This is a genomic window from Glaciecola nitratireducens FR1064, from assembly GCF_000226565.1.
Taxonomy (GTDB): domain Bacteria; phylum Pseudomonadota; class Gammaproteobacteria; order Enterobacterales; family Alteromonadaceae; genus Glaciecola; species Glaciecola nitratireducens.
The window spans coordinates 1034963-1050733 of the sequence record NC_016041.1; the positions used below are offsets into that span (position 1 = coordinate 1034963).

General features: G+C 41.6%; 14 protein-coding genes. 6 read left to right on the forward strand and 8 right to left on the reverse strand.

Going from position 1 to position 15771, the window contains the following annotated elements; all coding sequences use genetic code 11:
• Window positions 1–73: 73 nt before the first annotated feature.
• Complete coding sequence (locus GNIT_RS04485; protein WP_014107958.1) at window positions 74–697, reverse strand: tyrosine-type recombinase/integrase; 624 nt, start codon at window positions 695–697, stop codon at window positions 74–76.
• A 544-nt stretch (window positions 698–1241) separates the two neighbouring features.
• Here GNIT_RS04485 and GNIT_RS04490 point away from each other — a divergent pair.
• The gene (locus GNIT_RS04490) at window positions 1242–1988 is read left to right on the forward strand and encodes a hypothetical protein (RefSeq protein WP_148261688.1); all 747 of its coding nucleotides are present in this window, start codon (window positions 1242–1244) and stop codon (window positions 1986–1988) included.
• Between the two features lie 377 nt (window positions 1989–2365).
• Here GNIT_RS04490 and GNIT_RS04495 read toward each other — a convergent pair whose 3' ends face one another.
• From GNIT_RS04495 to GNIT_RS04515, 5 genes are all read right to left on the reverse strand, one after another.
• Window positions 2366–3292, reverse strand: a complete 927-nt coding sequence (locus tag GNIT_RS04495; protein WP_014107960.1) for a DMT family transporter — start codon at window positions 3290–3292, stop codon at window positions 2366–2368.
• A 101-nt stretch (window positions 3293–3393) separates the two neighbouring features.
• Window positions 3394–4101, reverse strand: coding sequence for an AraC family transcriptional regulator (locus GNIT_RS04500; RefSeq protein WP_014107961.1), 708 nt, complete (start codon window positions 4099–4101; stop codon window positions 3394–3396).
• A 492-nt stretch (window positions 4102–4593) separates the two neighbouring features.
• The gene (locus GNIT_RS04505) at window positions 4594–4842 is read right to left on the reverse strand and encodes a hypothetical protein (RefSeq protein ID WP_014107962.1); all 249 of its coding nucleotides are present in this window, start codon (window positions 4840–4842) and stop codon (window positions 4594–4596) included.
• Between the two features lie 10 nt (window positions 4843–4852).
• Complete coding sequence (locus GNIT_RS04510; RefSeq protein ID WP_014107963.1) at window positions 4853–5686, reverse strand: CPBP family intramembrane glutamic endopeptidase; 834 nt, start codon at window positions 5684–5686, stop codon at window positions 4853–4855.
• A gap of 120 nt (window positions 5687–5806) precedes the next feature.
• Window positions 5807–6655, reverse strand: coding sequence for a LytR/AlgR family response regulator transcription factor (locus tag GNIT_RS04515; protein ID WP_014107964.1), 849 nt, complete (start codon window positions 6653–6655; stop codon window positions 5807–5809).
• Between the two features lie 175 nt (window positions 6656–6830).
• Between GNIT_RS04515 and GNIT_RS04520 the strand changes: the two genes are divergently transcribed.
• The 4 genes from GNIT_RS04520 to GNIT_RS04535 all read left to right on the forward strand — a co-directional run bounded on the left by GNIT_RS04520 (window position 6831) and on the right by GNIT_RS04535 (window position 10245).
• Window positions 6831–7220 carry a hypothetical protein gene (locus tag GNIT_RS04520; RefSeq protein WP_041246299.1) on the forward strand — a complete coding sequence of 130 codons (390 nt, stop codon included), beginning with the start codon at window positions 6831–6833 and terminating at the stop codon, window positions 7218–7220.
• A complete protein-coding gene (locus GNIT_RS04525; RefSeq protein WP_041246300.1) occupies window positions 7217–7660 on the forward strand; it encodes a hypothetical protein in 444 nt (147 codons plus the stop codon). The genes GNIT_RS04520 and GNIT_RS04525 overlap by 4 nt, the downstream gene beginning before the upstream one ends.
• Window positions 7661–7916: 256 nt before the next feature.
• The gene (locus GNIT_RS04530) at window positions 7917–9089 is read left to right on the forward strand and encodes a M20 metallopeptidase family protein (protein WP_202945468.1); all 1173 of its coding nucleotides are present in this window, start codon (window positions 7917–7919) and stop codon (window positions 9087–9089) included.
• Complete coding sequence (locus GNIT_RS04535) at window positions 9082–10245, forward strand: carboxylate-amine ligase (protein WP_014107969.1); 1164 nt, start codon at window positions 9082–9084, stop codon at window positions 10243–10245. Before GNIT_RS04530 ends, GNIT_RS04535 begins: the two co-directional genes overlap by 8 nt.
• A gap of 480 nt (window positions 10246–10725) precedes the next feature.
• Here GNIT_RS04535 and GNIT_RS04540 read toward each other — a convergent pair whose 3' ends face one another.
• Window positions 10726–12495, reverse strand: a complete 1770-nt coding sequence (locus GNIT_RS04540; protein WP_014107970.1) for an amidohydrolase — start codon at window positions 12493–12495, stop codon at window positions 10726–10728.
• 585 nt (window positions 12496–13080) lie between these two features.
• On the opposite strand from GNIT_RS04540, the gene GNIT_RS04545 reads away from it, so the two are divergent.
• Complete coding sequence (locus GNIT_RS04545) at window positions 13081–13704, forward strand: tyrosine-type recombinase/integrase (protein ID WP_014107972.1); 624 nt, start codon at window positions 13081–13083, stop codon at window positions 13702–13704.
• 1070 nt (window positions 13705–14774) lie between these two features.
• Here GNIT_RS04545 and GNIT_RS04550 read toward each other — a convergent pair.
• Complete coding sequence (locus GNIT_RS04550; protein WP_014107973.1) at window positions 14775–15179, reverse strand: MAPEG family protein; 405 nt, start codon at window positions 15177–15179, stop codon at window positions 14775–14777.
• Between the last annotated feature and the right edge of the window lie 592 nt (window positions 15180–15771).

A 15771-nucleotide genomic window follows, 5' to 3' on the forward strand; every position in this document is an offset into this window, starting at 1 on the left:
ACAAAATGGAGCATGGGCACATTAGATTAGATGGTCGCACTTCTGTTGAAGAGGTGCGACTTTCAAGCTTTTGTTACGAATCAATTCCCTCCGATACCTCTAATGCATCATCTACTTCTATACCTAAATATCTCACCGTACTTTCAAGTTTTGTATGACCGAGTAACAATTGGCAAGCTCGCAGATTCTTGGTCTTTTTGTAAATAAGAGAGGGCTTTGTTCGCCTCATAGTATGCGTGCCGTATTGAGTCGCATCTAAGTCTATCGATTCGACCCAATGATCAACAATCCGGCTATATTGTCGAGTTGATATATGATCAGATGCTTTCACTCTCGATTTGAACAAGTAATCACTTGACGTCAATTGGTCGTGTTGGATTAACTGTGAGATAGATTCACGCGTGTTTTTAGTAATTTCAAACTGTACCGGTTGCCCAGTCTTTTGTTGAACTACCATTGCTCTGGATTGAACACTTAATCCATGAGCAATGTCACGCAACCTTAAAGAAACTAAGTCACAACCTCTCAACTTGCTGTCAATAGCTAGGTTAAATAGTGCTAGGTCTCTAACATTACCTGATAGCTCAAGGCGAATACGAATAGCCCAGATTTGCTGAAATTTAAGTGGGAGCTTTTGACCAACAAGCTTATTTTTATTCCAAGGTTCCTTTTTCCTATAAACTGTAATTTGATACATGGTGTCACCTCTTTAATATTTGGTTGATGTGATGAATGACCACACATACTAAAGATGAGCTACATATCATGTTAAAGACAATTTTTCGCTCTACACATGGTTCCGAAAAAATAGCCAATAAGTCCATTTACCGAAAGCCGACTGTCGCCAGAGTTGTTCATCGGTCGGCTTAGAGCGAAAAGCAGAAGTTCGAAACGTGTAAACCTAATGTCTACATCTGATCCTAAAGCGGACAATCGAACGCAAAACCTGACGGAGTTGTTTTTACTTAAAGCAGACCCTCTGCATCATAATGCAAAAAAATGACCACCAACTCGTGACTACATTAGATTCTGAAAATCCGTATAGTGCTCGGAGTATGAGTGGACACAGCGCTTAAAGAGAGTGCAAAATCAGTTTCAGAGACAGCAGTCACCAAGGCTAGTCGATAGCATAAATTCCATCTATATTCCGATATTCAACTAATTTCACCTATACACGGGTAAAATGGACTTTATAAATGCTTTTGTGTTATTGATTATTTAAAAAATTAAAGAGAAAGGAAGTGTCAATGCTTTTACGGAAATTTATAAAACATGTAAAAACAGAAAATTGGTTCGCTGTTTTCCTTGATTTTTCGGTCGTAGTAGTTGGTATTTTTGTCGCATTGCAAGTAACCGAATGGAAAGATAATAACGACTTAAATCAACTTGCTATTAAATCGCTTGAGAAAGCAAAAGCAGAAGCGATTGAAAATAACAAGCTACTCTCTTTTTACCTCGAATCCGCCGTGGCTCAAGAAATCCTATTTAATGAAAATATGCAGAATCTATTAAAATGTGACGATAAAAATGACAGTCAGATGGTATTTAACGAAACACTTAACACCTTTATATATAACTTTTCTTTGAATCTAAATACGGTTGCCTTGGAGCAGCTATACACCCAGTCTTTTTATCCTCTTTATGAAGATACCTTTATTATCCTACTCAATAAATATTCAGCTATTAGTAAGCAATTTAGTTTGGATGTTAGCGATAACTCTAAAGTATCTTGGAATACTTGGCCATTTGACAAATCCCCCTATTTTGTTGAGAAGACACAAACTAACGATCCCCTATATTTCAGTCGATACAAGATTAGCGGGCGTTTTCAAGAGGTTTGTAAAAATCAGCAATATATTAATGACATTCATCATCAGCAGTTACTGCGAGTAGCTAACTTTGATATGTATAAAGAGTTACAAAAACGCACAGAAAAATTTATCACTACAATTAAAAAACAAATCGATTTTATCAATGGTGAGCAATAGCCATCAGCTTAGAGTTTCTTTGTTATGCTCTTTAGACTTTGCTCGAAAATGTCCGTTTTGGTGACGAAGCGGAACAATTATTGAGTTGAATTCAACTCGAATAAATGACTATTTTTTCCCAAAGTAAAAGTGTCGTATCTATTATCGAATGACTCCTTATGGCACTGAGCCGAACTTCGGCAATGAGAGATTTGCAGCCCGTCACCATCGCGAAGGAGGTGGTCTCCTTAGAGCGATCAGTGGACGGTAAGCTTTGTATTTTTGTGAGACTGCTTCAAGCTCATAGTTGCCGTTGATATTTTTACGCTAACTTATGGTTGGCAACTAAAAGCGTTATGAACTTTTTGTCAAAGCAGTAATTATATCAGACTGTATAACTAAGTTGATTTGAAGGCTAATCTTAGTTGGTTTTGAGGTTTGATGGTTTGCATCAATAGACATAGTGAGACTAAAGCCACACCTATCCAACCAATGACTTTAAATTTTTCGCCAATAATGAAAACAGCTAAAATAGTTGCAACTAATGGCTCAATTAGGGTTATTAATGTCGCTTTACTTGCATCTATATAATTCAAGCCAAAACCAAATAATAAGTATCCTAAAAACATTGGAATTATTGCCATATACAAAGATACCAAAGCATTAGTTGAGCTTGAAAATAAGTTATCACCCGTAAACCATAATGAAGGGAGTAACAATAGTGCTGCACAACCGAATAGCCCTGACATGGACGCTTTTGAATGAACGCCACTTTCAATTAAACGCCTTGCTGCCCATGAATAACCTGCATAAGTTAATCCAGCAATACAACCCAAAAGAATCCCCAGACCCTGTTGATTAATACTGTAAGCAGTATTATTACTTTGGTCTCTACCTAACGTTAACAGAGCAATACCTATCGCTCCAATGACAAAGCTCAATATCCATTGCTGTGATATGTGCTTTTTACTAATTAGATGTTCAAGGATTGCGGCAAAAAAAGGTGCTGTAGCGATAGAAACCACAGTGCCAATGGCAACACCCGAAAAACGCATTGAGGTATAAAATGCTAATGGGTAAATAGCGACAGAAGCTCCCCCAAAAAGTAATATACGAGGTTGTTCTAGCATGAGCTTATAATCTATAAATAGTTTTTTTTGAGCTGTAACTACAAGTAATACTCCGCCTATACCCATAGAAAATGCCCCAATAGCCAAAGAGCTTACATCAGGTGAATAGCTTGCCACAGTGCCAGTTGTTCCCCACAAAAAGCTGGCAATTACAATAGCAATAACACCCTTAAAGTTGTCATGATAATTTTCCATAATGAAACCTGTATATGATTACTTCAATACGGAAATAGTATGCTAATTAAGAAAGGCGTTTTTAACAATTAAGACGCAATCGTTAACAATTCAGACTACGTTTACTTTTTGAACTTAGTAGGTGATAGGCCAAAGTATTGTGAAAACTTTCGGCTAAAAGCTGACGGTTCTTTGTAACCTACTTTTTCACCAATAATTGGTAGTGGGTAATCTGTATGTGTAAGTAAAGCTTGAGCTTTTTCCATCCGAAGTTTTGTTAAGTACTTCATCACAGTCATACCTGTTTGTTGTTTAAATAGTTTCTTAAACTGTGTCTCACTCAGGAAAGCAGACTCAGCCAAGCGTTTGATTTGAAGCTGCGATGCAATATTTTGTTCTATGAAGGATATTGCTGTACCAATGCGATTATCTACTTTTGGCAATAAAGGTTGCTCTGCAAGCAGTAAACTAAATATTTCAAACATTGCCTGCTCTAATTGAGCATTAACTTTGTTTTCTAGTTGGTTTTCGATAAAAGTTAAGTAACTTCTAAGAGATGAATTAATCGCAAAAACAATATATTGTGAAGATGAAATGTTTAGGGGGAGGTGTTCCATATCCACGACTACAAATCTAGCTTCAGTATCAGCAGTGAACAAGTGCTCTTCGTTGGCTTTAACTACAACACATTCACTAGGTGCAACTTTACCATTGAAATTACCAACACATATATTTATAACACCACGTAAGGGTAAAACTAATTGATTAAAGTGATGTGAGTGACGAGTTGGTTTTGTACTATAAGAGCGAATGGATAATAGATTTTTCATAATAATAGAAAATGTATGGCCTTACTTCATTCTGATTCTGGTTATACATATTAGAGCAATGGATAATAAAGTGAAGTGTTAGTTTTTATTGGTACTTTATTTTAAAGTATCTATGACCGCTTTGGTGGCATTGCTGTCCATCAAGAGTCGCTTTGTAATGCCGCCCTAATGACCGCTATTGGCACAAAGTGCCAATTTGCTGAAACGCACCGACCGTCTGCTTTGGTGTGAAGCCGAAACAAGTGTAGAAAATTCTGACACTTTTATTTTTGGATAAAATACTCATTCAAATTTGAGCAGCGTACGGCCACTATTGCCGTTTTTGCGACTGTCAGCAAGCAAATCTTGCATGTCTCATTATCTATTAGCCGACCATAAAACTTTGTAACGTGAAACTAAGTTTATTTGTTAGATAGCGCTCCTCTAGGTTACTAAATTATTAAACAAAAAAACGGCTCAACATGAGCCGTTTATTGTTGTCTGTTACATCAATCACAATTGGCTGATTTCCTGCCCCAACTCAAACTTGCTATCGGTGACTATTTTTTCAAGCACTATCACTCTTTTAGCCAGCTGCTCTACCCTTTTCTGCATGCTATTCACCGCTTCGGTATCTGTGTCTTTTTGCAGCGCTAATATCTTCTGATTGACCTCAGATTTGTAATTAAAATAATTACGCACAAAGATGATAATTAAAATCGGTGAGGTAAGGGCTAGCATAACTAAAAATAATTCAAACATAGTGGTTCTCCTAGTAGCTGTTTTGAGTGGTTAGTTCTGATTGAGGTTGAGGTTGTGAATTAACATCGCCATTGTTGCGCCATAGTGTTTTAAAGGCTATTTCCCGTGTTTTCCCTTTACGCACCAGTATATGCACATAAATTATACTTAGAATAATGGCAGTGGCCTTGAAAAGGTTGCCTTCTAGGTCACCAGCGGCGCCGCCTGACATGCCAAATATACCGTAAGCTGCATTCATGAAAATATGCATAAACATAGGAAACCAAATACGGTATCCACATTCACAATATAACCACGCAAACCATGTTCCAGCGATAGTTGTGATGGTTAGCGCCATAACAACAGACATAACATCATGCCCTTGGTAAATATGCCCTAGACCAAAAATAACCGAGCTAATTAATGCGGCAGGAATAAATCCCCAACGACAAAAGTGAAATAACACCCCAAATAACGCTGCCCTAAAGATAATTTCTTCAAACAACCCAGCATATACTGAGCCGGTAATAATGCCAGGCAGTGAGAGGTCTAATTCGGTACTTAAGAATGCATACCCTAAGGTCATAGGCAAACAACAAGCTACAGCTGCCAATAAGTAGTGCTGACTGCCAGACACGTTTACACCTATTACGTCATACCAAGGGTGTTGTTTAAATAATAAGACCGCCACTAAGACAAGTGGCCCGTAGATAAATAGATATTTCGCCAAGGTGTATAAAAGATAAGTTTGTTGATCTAGGTTAAGTAATACTTCGCTCCAACTCTCGCCCCAAAAATCACGCATAAAATAGTGACAGAACATAAAGGTGGTTAATAATATTAGTGATTTGATTGTGTGATTCATAGTTACCTGCTTAGTAAGAAATTCAAAATTCGAGCTAAGCATGCCAAGCCCAATTCATCATGGCGATGAGTTAGGGCTAAAGCTGATTATTTAGGGTTTAGTGACAAAAATTTGCGGTGATTAACAAACCTTAGGGGCGAATGACAAGGCCTTTTTTGTTGCTTCTACATAGGTTCTAGAGACGGGCACTACCAAATCGCCAGCCTGCATAGTCAATTGCAAACCACCAGCGTTACCTTGCCATAACTTAACTAAACCAAGATTTACTGCATAAGATCTATGACAACGTACCACCTGAGCGTCAGCTGGAAGCTGTTTTAACAGTTTGGTTAACGAGCCGCGCAATAACTTACGACTGCAATTTTCATCTTCGAGCATACCAAGCTCACAATAATTATCCGCAGATTTGATAAATAAAATCTGCGACAAACTGACTTGTACAATGTCATCTTTATTGTCACCTCTTAAGGTTATTTGTTTTTCTAAGGTTAGCGTAGCGTTTTTCGCTTGGCTTGACTCAAGGGCAATTGGCTGAGACTGAGTAATAGCAATTGAATGTCGATTAACTAAAAACATAAAAATAATCGGAAACAGACCAATGGCTAAAATATAAAAAACAAACAACAATTGATTCTGCCAATGCCAAACACCTAATATGGCCACCACAAAATAACTGTGATTAAATACCGCTACAAAGCCAATATACAAAGTAGCAATAAGGCCTTTTCTAATGTGGCTATTTAATCGTCTACGGCTTAATAATATCTCTATGAACCCAGCCAGCAATAAAGCACAAAAAGTCACTAAACCATAACCAGACAGACGCAGATATTTATAGGAAATAGTATCGCTGTGCGTGCCAAAAGGTTGAAACAAAAATAATATTACTAAGGTGACCACAGAAAATAGCATCGCTCTTTGAATAAGCGTTTTTTTTGAGTCCAAATCATCCTTAAGCCACAACTTCACTATTTATACACCTTCTGAAATTTTCGACCGTTAAAATACCACAGTTCTACTATCTGCTTTTAAGGTTTAGATAAATAAACAATTTACAGACATTCGACCTTATCTAAAAGATGCCAAAAGCGATGAATACAGGTAACCTAAAGCTCGCTCAATATAATAAAGAAAGGCCTTTACAATGACATCCTCTTCTAAGCTGATGCGCTTATCCATATTTTTTTTAATCTCGCAGTTGGTGATTAATACTGTCGCTGCAAAAGAGGTGTCTTTGACTATTACCAGTTCGCAAAGTGAGCCAAAAGAAGGACGACTACACGTAATCTTTTCTAAATCAGATGAGCAAGAACCTAGGTTTTATAGTGCGTGGCCCACACAAGATGTAGAGCCGTTATTTTCACAAGACTTACCCGCGCTAACTAAAGGACAAAGCATAAACTTTGATGCCGCTACTAGGGGCTTTCCGTTTGCCTCATTGACCGACTTACCTGCACTATACGGGGCAATGAGTTGCAAAGCCTTTGGTCAATATTTAAGCCGTTCGATGGTCCAATTTTTCCAGATAAATTGAATTTAAAATACTCCCGCAAAGACATTAAGTCGATAATCTTAAATTTGAAAAAAGATACAATTGGCTCAGTAGAGTACAAAGCTAGACGTCAGCGCTCTAAATATGTGGGAGAGAATTTTCACAATACTAAATATCAAGAAGCTGTTTGGATAGACTTAACATTAAAGTTCAGAGATTGGTGCCTGCAGAATAAGTATTCGTCGCTATATTATGAAAATCGTCAAGAGGGTAACGGGGAAAATAGTTTTGTTTCATTAACGGACGATGTCGTCTCACCTACAGATAACGTTCTTCTTTTTGATGAGCTTTTGTATCGCAAGATAGTCGCGCCTATTCTCCCCTGCATGATAAACAGTAATTTCTCTCAACTGCGTAACGCAGAAGTTATGATCGATGAAATTATTTGGGCGGGTAAGGATCCAACGGCTTTTTGGCGGTAGCTTTATTTGTGTTACTGCCTTTTGGGGCCGTTCATTGTGTAGAACGTGTACAGCCGCTTTTGGCACAAAGCTCGCATACGAATTTGAACGGCGAACGGCAGGTTTTGCCGTGCAGCTGTCATAGACAAGAATGGGCAGTCCACTCCTTAGCTAAGACTTTAAAGCCCTGACAAGTTTCACTAGTTGACGTGTGTCAACTCTACCAATGCTTATTCTCTGTATCTTTATTTTCTCTTTTGGAAAACATCATTACAAAGTGAAAGAACTCATGAATGACTCTGGTGAGCTAAAAAAATATCTGGTAGATACAAGGAGAACTCTACATCAGGAGCCCGAGCTGGCTTTTCATGAGGAAAAGACGGCTGAACTTATTCTCAGCGAGCTGAACAAACTCGGTATTCCCTATGATTATACGGGGGTAGGCGGAGGTATCATTGCCACCATCGCTTGCAAGCGACCGAATAGACCCAGCATCGCACTGAGGGCAGAAATGGATGCCCTGCCCGGCCATGAAACTACTGGACTTAGTTTTTCTTCCAGAAATATCGGCAATGTTCACGCCTGCGGTCATGACGCGCATATGGCAATTGTTCTCGGTGCCGCGAAATTACTGAAAGAGAAACCTGTGGGGATTAATGTCTTCTTGTTCTTCCAACCGGCAGAAGAAAGTGGAGGAGGTTCCAGAGAAATAATTAAAACAGGAATACTGGAAAAAACATCAGCAATATTTGCTGGCCATGTAACTCACTATTACTCAGTGGGCCAAATTATGATCGGGCACGGAATTATTACTGCGCAATCGGACCGGTTTGAAATTAATATTACCGGTAAAGGAGGCCATGGGGCAAGACCGCAAGAGGCAACCGATGCAGTAATTATCGCCGGCTCCTTAGTTAATAGTATTCAGACGCTAGTTTCTCGAGAAGTCGATCCACTGCACCCCTCAGTAGTAACAATCGGACAGATTCAAGCTGGCAGTGCAGCTAATGTCATCGCAGAGTCAGCAATGCTAAGAGGAACAATTCGTACCACTTTGCCAGAATCTAGAGAACGAATCACGCAAGGTCTTCAACGAATGGTCGATGCATTCGAAATACTACATAACGCAAAAGTCTGCTTAACGATAACCGAAGGCTATCCTCCAGTTGTAAACTCTAATGAGGAAGTTAACCTGGCATTAGCCGCTGTAAAAGAAACGTTAGGGGATGACGGCGTGATCATGATGGACTATCCAAGCATGGGATCAGAAGATTTTTCCTATTATCTAGAAAAGATACCTGGCTGTTATGTCCGCTTTGGTGCCAGAGACAAGGACAAAAAGTTTGTCCCTCTGCACAGCCCCTCATTCGATATCGACGAAGAAGTTCTAGCTATCGGAGCCAACTATTTTCATACCCTGTCAAAGTTGGCTGCAGACTACTATGTCTGATACTCAGTTACCTTTCAAGGTATCAGAGATCAGTTCCATAGGAATGGAGATCGAGTTCCAATTGTTAGACAGACAGACTCTGAAACTAAAAGAAGGAATTCTTGAGCTCATGGAGTTCTATCGCAGCAACCCATTCGTTAAGCCTGAATTTATTCAAAACACTGTAGAAGTCATCTCGCCTGTTTGTCATAGCATCTCTGAATTAGAGCGTGAAATGAGGATACTCGTTACCGACGTTCATCAAAAATGTCACAGTTTGGGAATGGCGATTTGCGGAGCAGGGACTCATCCTTTTAGTAGGGGTATGGCCGCTACGACTCCTTTACCGCGGTATCTCCGTATGGAGGCTATAGAAGGGTTTACCAGTCACACTCAAATCACCTTTGCCACTCACATTCACGTCGGCATGCAATCAGGCGAAGAAGCCCTTAGAATCATGCGTGGGTGCAAACGATTTATTCCTTTGCTGATTGCGCTGTCTGCAAATTCGCCCTTCTGGCATGGTCACGATACCGACTATGCCGCTTTTCGCCATCATGTGCTGGCCGCCAGCCGCAGTTATGGTATCCCCCCTTCTTTTCAATCCTGGGACGAGTTTGAGACCTTTATTGCGGTTACAACGAGAAGTGGAATATTCAAATCGATCAATGATGTACATTGGGATATCCGTCCCAGACCACACCTGGGCACACTCGAAATTCGCGTCATGGATACCCAGCCAACCATTTCAGACGCTATGTCACTTGCGGCCTTCCTGCAGGCCTTGATTTACCATTTACGCGCGAGCGAAGATGATGAAGTCGACCGCATGATGCCGCAAGCATTGCATCAGTGGATCGAGCGAGACAATCGTTACCGTGCCGCCCATTTTGGCATACACGGTTCCATCTATGACGAACTTTTTGACATCGTCCTGCCATTAAAGGACCATTATGAATCAACAGTTGAAAGTTTAGCGAAGCAGATCCGGGAATTAAAGTTGGAAAAATATATCTCACATTTAGGAGAAAAAGTTATCCATACCAACAATGTTGACATCCAGCGTTCGATTTACTTTAACAACCATTCATTAAAGAAGGTCGTCAGAAAATTGGTAGAAATGTTGGACACAGACATTTGTAACCTGCCTTGTATAAACAGGAAGCAGAATAATTAAGAGGATGGATATTTTTTAAGGCTAATTCTGTAATTTTAGCCAACAATTTGAAGTTATGAAAATCGCTAACCTGGTAGGAAAAAGATCTCTTAGACGTCGTTGGGCCAAACAATTTTGATCCAGTAAACCTTTGATGACGATGATTCTATCTTAACCTAAAGAAGAGTCCTCCAACACTGTATGGTTAGCTAGAAAGATGGGTTTACTTATTTATTCCTTGGGCCGATTTTTTCCGCTCTCTCAGGCGTGAACCAAGGTTAAGCGGGAAATCAACCTATGACTGCTATGGCCGTAACCTTGCCCTTGAGAGTATGAAAGGGCAATTGATGTACAGCATGGCAAAGGGTATCGAGAAATAAGCAAAGGCAATCGATAAATCAGAAATTACATTTGTCCACAAAATACCTGGTTGCCAGCCGCTAATATTCCTTTATTGAATTGACCTGCTTTCATAGACATGAATACAGGTCAAAAGTTTGACTAGTTGGGGCGGGCGTAGCGTACTTCGCCTTCAATCAAGGTCATTTCAACCTCAAGCCCAGACAGTTCCTCTTCGCTTAGGGTTAGTGGATTACCGTTCAAGACTACAATGTCGGCACGCTTGCCGGGTGTAAGGCTGCCAAGTTCGTCTTCGTCAAAGACCGCTTTGGCGCAACCCATCGTGTATGAATATAACGCCTCCATTCTGCTCATAGATTGCTCTGGGTAAAACTGCTCGCCACTCTCCATGCGACGGGTCACTGAAGCAATGTAAGACTCAATGGGTGAAATTGCTTCTACCGGCACATCGGTACCGTTGCAGATAGTTGCGCCAGCGTCGAGCAACGAGCGCCAAACGTAGGCTCTGTTCTGAGCGCGCTCTTCGCCTATTCGTTGGGGAACCCATGGGCCGTCAGAGGTCGCGTGTACACCTTGCATTGAGGCTATAACGCCCAGCTTGGCAAAACGTGGGACTTCGTCAGGATGTAGGGTTTGAGCATGTTCTATTCGCCACCGAAGGTCTTCATCTAAGCGGGCGCCCATCAAATCTTCATAAATATCCATTGCTTCACGATTTCCACGATCACCTATTGCATGGGTATTTAACTGGAACCCGTTGTCTAAAGCGATTTGGGCTGTTTCACGCAGATTTTCCATAGACGTTTGTGGGAGTCCTGATGTTTCGGGTTTGTCGCTGTATGGGTCAAGCATCCAAGCACCGTGGGTGCCAAGAGCGCCGTCAATACCGCGTTTCAGTGCGCGGACCGTTAAAAAGCCATTGGCGTGACCAACCATGCGAAAATCAGCAGCGCGAGCACGAAGAGATTCGTTAGTTTCCCAACGAACTGCCATATGTAAACGAATAGGTAGTTGCCCAGCGTCAGCCGCTACTTTTAATCGTTGAATTTCCTCAAAATTGGAGCCCATGTCATGAAAACTGGTAACGCCAAAACGTAACGATTCTTCACCAGCGAGCTTCACTTTACGCTCGAACTGTGCTTGTTTTTCTTCTTCACTTAGGCTTGCCTGCACATCATTTAGAACCGCATAAATAGGTCGTTGGGCAGCCTGACGTAAATATCCGGTAGCATCACCATTGTTATCACGAACGATAGTGCCGCCTTCGGTATCGGGAGTATTGCTATCAATTCCACCTAGTGAAAGCGCCATCTCATTGACTAAAGAACCATGTCCACTTGCATGAATCAAAAATACCGGATTGTTCGGACTAACCGCGCTTAAGCTGCGGTGGTGAGGAATACCATCATAAAGCATTTCATCGGTCTTACCCCAACGCTCCTGATGCCAGCCGCGACCTGTAATCCACTCACCCGGTTCGGCATTTTTTGCTGCCTGCGCTACCATGTCGACAATGTCTTGAAAACTGCGCGTTGGCACAAGATCGAGCGTCATTAGCGCTTGCCCAAGACTGAGAAAATGCCCATGTCCTTCAATAAACCCGGGTATCGCAACACGATCATCAAGATTAATGACTTCGGTAGAATCACCAATGTAACTAGCGATATTTTCAACATTACCAACGGCAAGTATTCGACCGTCTTTTAAAGCAATTGCTTGAGCTTCTGGTTGGTCGGGATCTACGGTAATGATTGTACCGCCCGTTAGCACACGGTCGGCAATGGTAGCCGAACTTGACGAAGTTTTGTCCACTTCTTCATCTATCGCTACGGTGGATTGATTGTTTGCTGGTTGGCACGCGACCAAAGCGCCGCAGAGCAACAATAGAGGTAATTTTCGGAATAAAGTCATGTTAAAAACTGTCGATTATCAAATGGGGTATTTGCAGAATAGAACACATCCATAAGCTATGCAACAGGCGCGAGTATAAGAAAAAAAACCACATACCTGATCTATTCAACAGGGTATAATTTTGTTGGGTTCAGGGTCATTGAGCTGACTGTTGGTAAAGGTCAACGGATGAAAAAGTCAGGATTTGATAGCGTTAGGTATGCGTTTATGCGGTAAATCGACAGAAACGCGTTGCGAAGGCATGTTGACTTCCATCCTTTTTGTAAGAATGCGGGTAGCGCTGAGAAGCTACGATAAAATATTTGTATCTATTTAGAATCAAAAAATGCTCATTCAAATCTGAACGGCGAGTGACCGCTTATGCCGTAATCTTTCCCTTGAGCGTTAGGAAGGGCAATGTCTCCTTGTCGCTCTAAGCCGACCGATGAAAAACTCTGGCGACAGTCGGCTTTCGGTAAATGGACTTATTGGCTATTTTTTCGGAACCATGTGTAGAGCGAAAAATTGTCTTTAACATGATATGTAGCTCATCTTTAGTATGTGTGGTCATTCATCACATCAACCAAATATTAAAGAGGTGACACCATGTATCAAATTACAGTTTATAGGAAAAAGGAACCTTGGAATAAAAATAAGCTTGTTGGTCAAAAGCTCCCACTTAAACTTCAGCAAATCTGGGCTATTCGTATTCGCCTTGAGCTATCAGGTAATGTTAGAGACCTAGCACTATTTAACCTAGCTATTGACAGCAAGTTGAGAGGTTGTGACTTAGTTTCTTTAAGGTTGCGTGACATTGCTCATGGATTAAGTGTTCAATCCAGAGCAATGGTAGTTCAACAAAAGACTGGGCAACCGGTACAGTTTGAAATTACTAAAAACACGCGTGAATCTATCTCACAGTTAATCCAACACGACCAATTGACGTCAAGTGATTACTTGTTCAAATCGAGAGTGAAAGCATCTGATCATATATCAACTCGACAATATAGCCGGATTGTTGATCATTGGGTCGAATCGATAGACTTAGATGCGACTCAATACGGCACGCATACTATGAGGCGAACAAAGCCCTCTCTTATTTACAAAAAGACCAAGAATCTGCGAGCTTGCCAATTGTTACTCGGTCATACAAAACTTGAAAGTACGGTGAGATATTTAGGTATAGAAGTAGATGATGCATTAGAGGTATCGGAGGGAATTGATTCGTAACAAAAGCTTGAAAGTCGCACCTCTTCAACAGAAGTGCGACCATCTAATCTAATGTGCCCATGCTCCATTTTGTGAAGGACAAGTGCACGGCATAAGCAGCCGTTCGCCGTTCAAATTCGTATGCGAGCTTTGTGCCATTAACTGCCGTTCAAGTTTTGAAATTTGTATGGTCGCTGTGTACGTTTAGCTGCCGTTCGGCCCGACAGTCATTTCGTGTATTCGCTTTTATTTTCACTCACCAGTTTTGCGAATGCCTAAGTGTATGACTTAGCGGCTTAAAGCTGTACTATGCCAATCGTGATTTATTTATATGCGAACTGTGGTTCGCATATAAATAGGTTCGCAAAATAGTAAAAGTGACGCCAGCTCAGTCACAGCAAAGGATAGCGGAGATGGCCCGGTATGATAAAAATTAATAAGCGGTTCTTAGGGTCCGCTTCATTTAAATGTTAGCTGCCTGTGGGAAAAGCAAGGAATTAAAGTGAGTAATTCATATTTTAGTCCTCACTTAAGACGAATTTGGGGGACTAGTATCATTTTCGTATTACCGGCGGCACTTTACTCCCTAACGAGCGAAAGGCATGAAAAGAGTTCTGTATTCTTGTTATTAGTGCTCTTATGTTCTTGGACACTTCTAAAGGCAATTTTCAGCTCAAAAACTCAAACTTGTATTTTTTAGGCTGTTTAGCTTTATCTTTTACCATAGTATTCAGTTACTTTTTTTCCGGAAGTTATCTTCCATTCATCATCATTCCAATAATCCCTCTTTTGTGGGGGCCAATTTCCTATGATGCGATTTTCAAAATTCTTGAAAATTACGAGTGCAATAATGGTAGTAAATAGATTGTTTATAGCAGTTAACAAGGCTTTCGCTTCGCTCGCTGGGACGCTAACAAGGGCTGCGTCACTTCGTTCCTAATTTTAGATCATGTGTTATCGCCCCTTAGTGGGAAGTTGATATGATTCCCGCTGTCAATAAGCATGACGATTTACCCGCCGAGTTCTTTCATCAGCGTTGTGGATCTGACTGGCGTTTGATACCCCATGGTTTCATGGGCACGTTGGCTTGGTCAGACGATGAGTTGGTAGCAAACCCAGAAAATCATGCCTACCTGAGCGAGGAAAAACGTGGCACGTAGCAGCACAAACGCTGGCGCGGTGCTGATAAGGTGCACCAGGCTCTGCCCCACACGCGCGGCCAGGATAAAGGCCGCAAGGCCATCCACAACGGGACTCTCACTCATTAGCGTAGCGATCACCACGACGGCAGCGAAGAGCGGAAAGTTTTCCACGCAGTTGAGATGTGCGCCTTTGGCGCGGACCATAAAGGGTGAGTCGCGGTTGACTTCAGCGCGCTCCCAGTCCGCGAAGTTGCGATCCCCGAGCAGCGCCATCGGCACGCGGGGAAACGCGTAAGCCAGCATCAGCAGTTGCATCCACACTACGTAAAGCAGCACAGCGATAAATCCGGTCATTGGGCATTCTCCATAGGTTGGATTGAGACACTTCTTACGCACCAAGCCCGCTAACAGATGCGAGAATCGAGGCTATAGGTTTCCACCCTATCATAAAATGCGCTTGTGTTGAAATCGGAACAATCGGGGTTAGTCCAATTTGTGGTGCTCTCCCCCAACAACGTAATGCAAGTGACTCACTGGGTCGTTCGCTTTTTTCAGCGGTACACTTGCGTTATCGTTGTTTGCTCAGTTCGACTCCGTCTCACTCAGGGCGTGGCCCCCTGAACACAGCGTTGAACGTCTGCTGATTGTCTAAAGCGGTCGATCGATGATACTCAAGCCAACTTTAGCTTCTCGCTCTAAGGGGACTAAATTAATCTAAATCGCTACGTCCGTTATCTGCCCACAGCAGTCATATGCTTAAAGTTAGCTTTATCAGCTTCCAGCTTTTCAGAATGTCAGCTTCTCAGAATTTTCAAACTCGGTCACTCGCAAAAAAGAAATTGCAAAACTGCGCCCCCGTCCACCCTGAGTGCTCCACAGTTGCACCCTCCGCCAAAGTTCCGCCAAACTGTTACGTCGGTGATGGTCAGAGATCAAGATTACGCAG

What these genes read in the sequence shown, in the direction of transcription:
- GNIT_RS04540 (WP_014107970.1), bottom strand. Translation starts at nt 12,495, where the DNA reads ATGACTTTATTCCGAAAATTACCTCTATTGTTGCTCTGCGGCGCTTTG.
- GNIT_RS04550 (WP_014107973.1), bottom strand. Translation starts at nt 15,179, where the DNA reads ATGACCGGATTTATCGCTGTGCTGCTTTACGTAGTGTGGATGCAACTG.
- GNIT_RS04505 (WP_014107962.1), bottom strand. Translation starts at nt 4,842, where the DNA reads ATGTTTGAATTATTTTTAGTTATGCTAGCCCTTACCTCACCGATTTTA.
- GNIT_RS04545 (WP_014107972.1), top strand. Translation starts at nt 13,081, where the DNA reads ATGTATCAAATTACAGTTTATAGGAAAAAGGAACCTTGGAATAAAAAT.
- GNIT_RS04500 (WP_014107961.1), bottom strand. Translation starts at nt 4,101, where the DNA reads ATGAAAAATCTATTATCCATTCGCTCTTATAGTACAAAACCAACTCGT.
- GNIT_RS04535 (WP_014107969.1), top strand. Translation starts at nt 9,082, where the DNA reads ATGTCTGATACTCAGTTACCTTTCAAGGTATCAGAGATCAGTTCCATA.
- GNIT_RS04520 (WP_041246299.1), top strand. Translation starts at nt 6,831, where the DNA reads ATGACATCCTCTTCTAAGCTGATGCGCTTATCCATATTTTTTTTAATC.
- GNIT_RS04510 (WP_014107963.1), bottom strand. Translation starts at nt 5,686, where the DNA reads ATGAATCACACAATCAAATCACTAATATTATTAACCACCTTTATGTTC.
- GNIT_RS04485 (WP_014107958.1), bottom strand. Translation starts at nt 697, where the DNA reads ATGTATCAAATTACAGTTTATAGGAAAAAGGAACCTTGGAATAAAAAT.
- GNIT_RS04495 (WP_014107960.1), bottom strand. Translation starts at nt 3,292, where the DNA reads ATGGAAAATTATCATGACAACTTTAAGGGTGTTATTGCTATTGTAATT.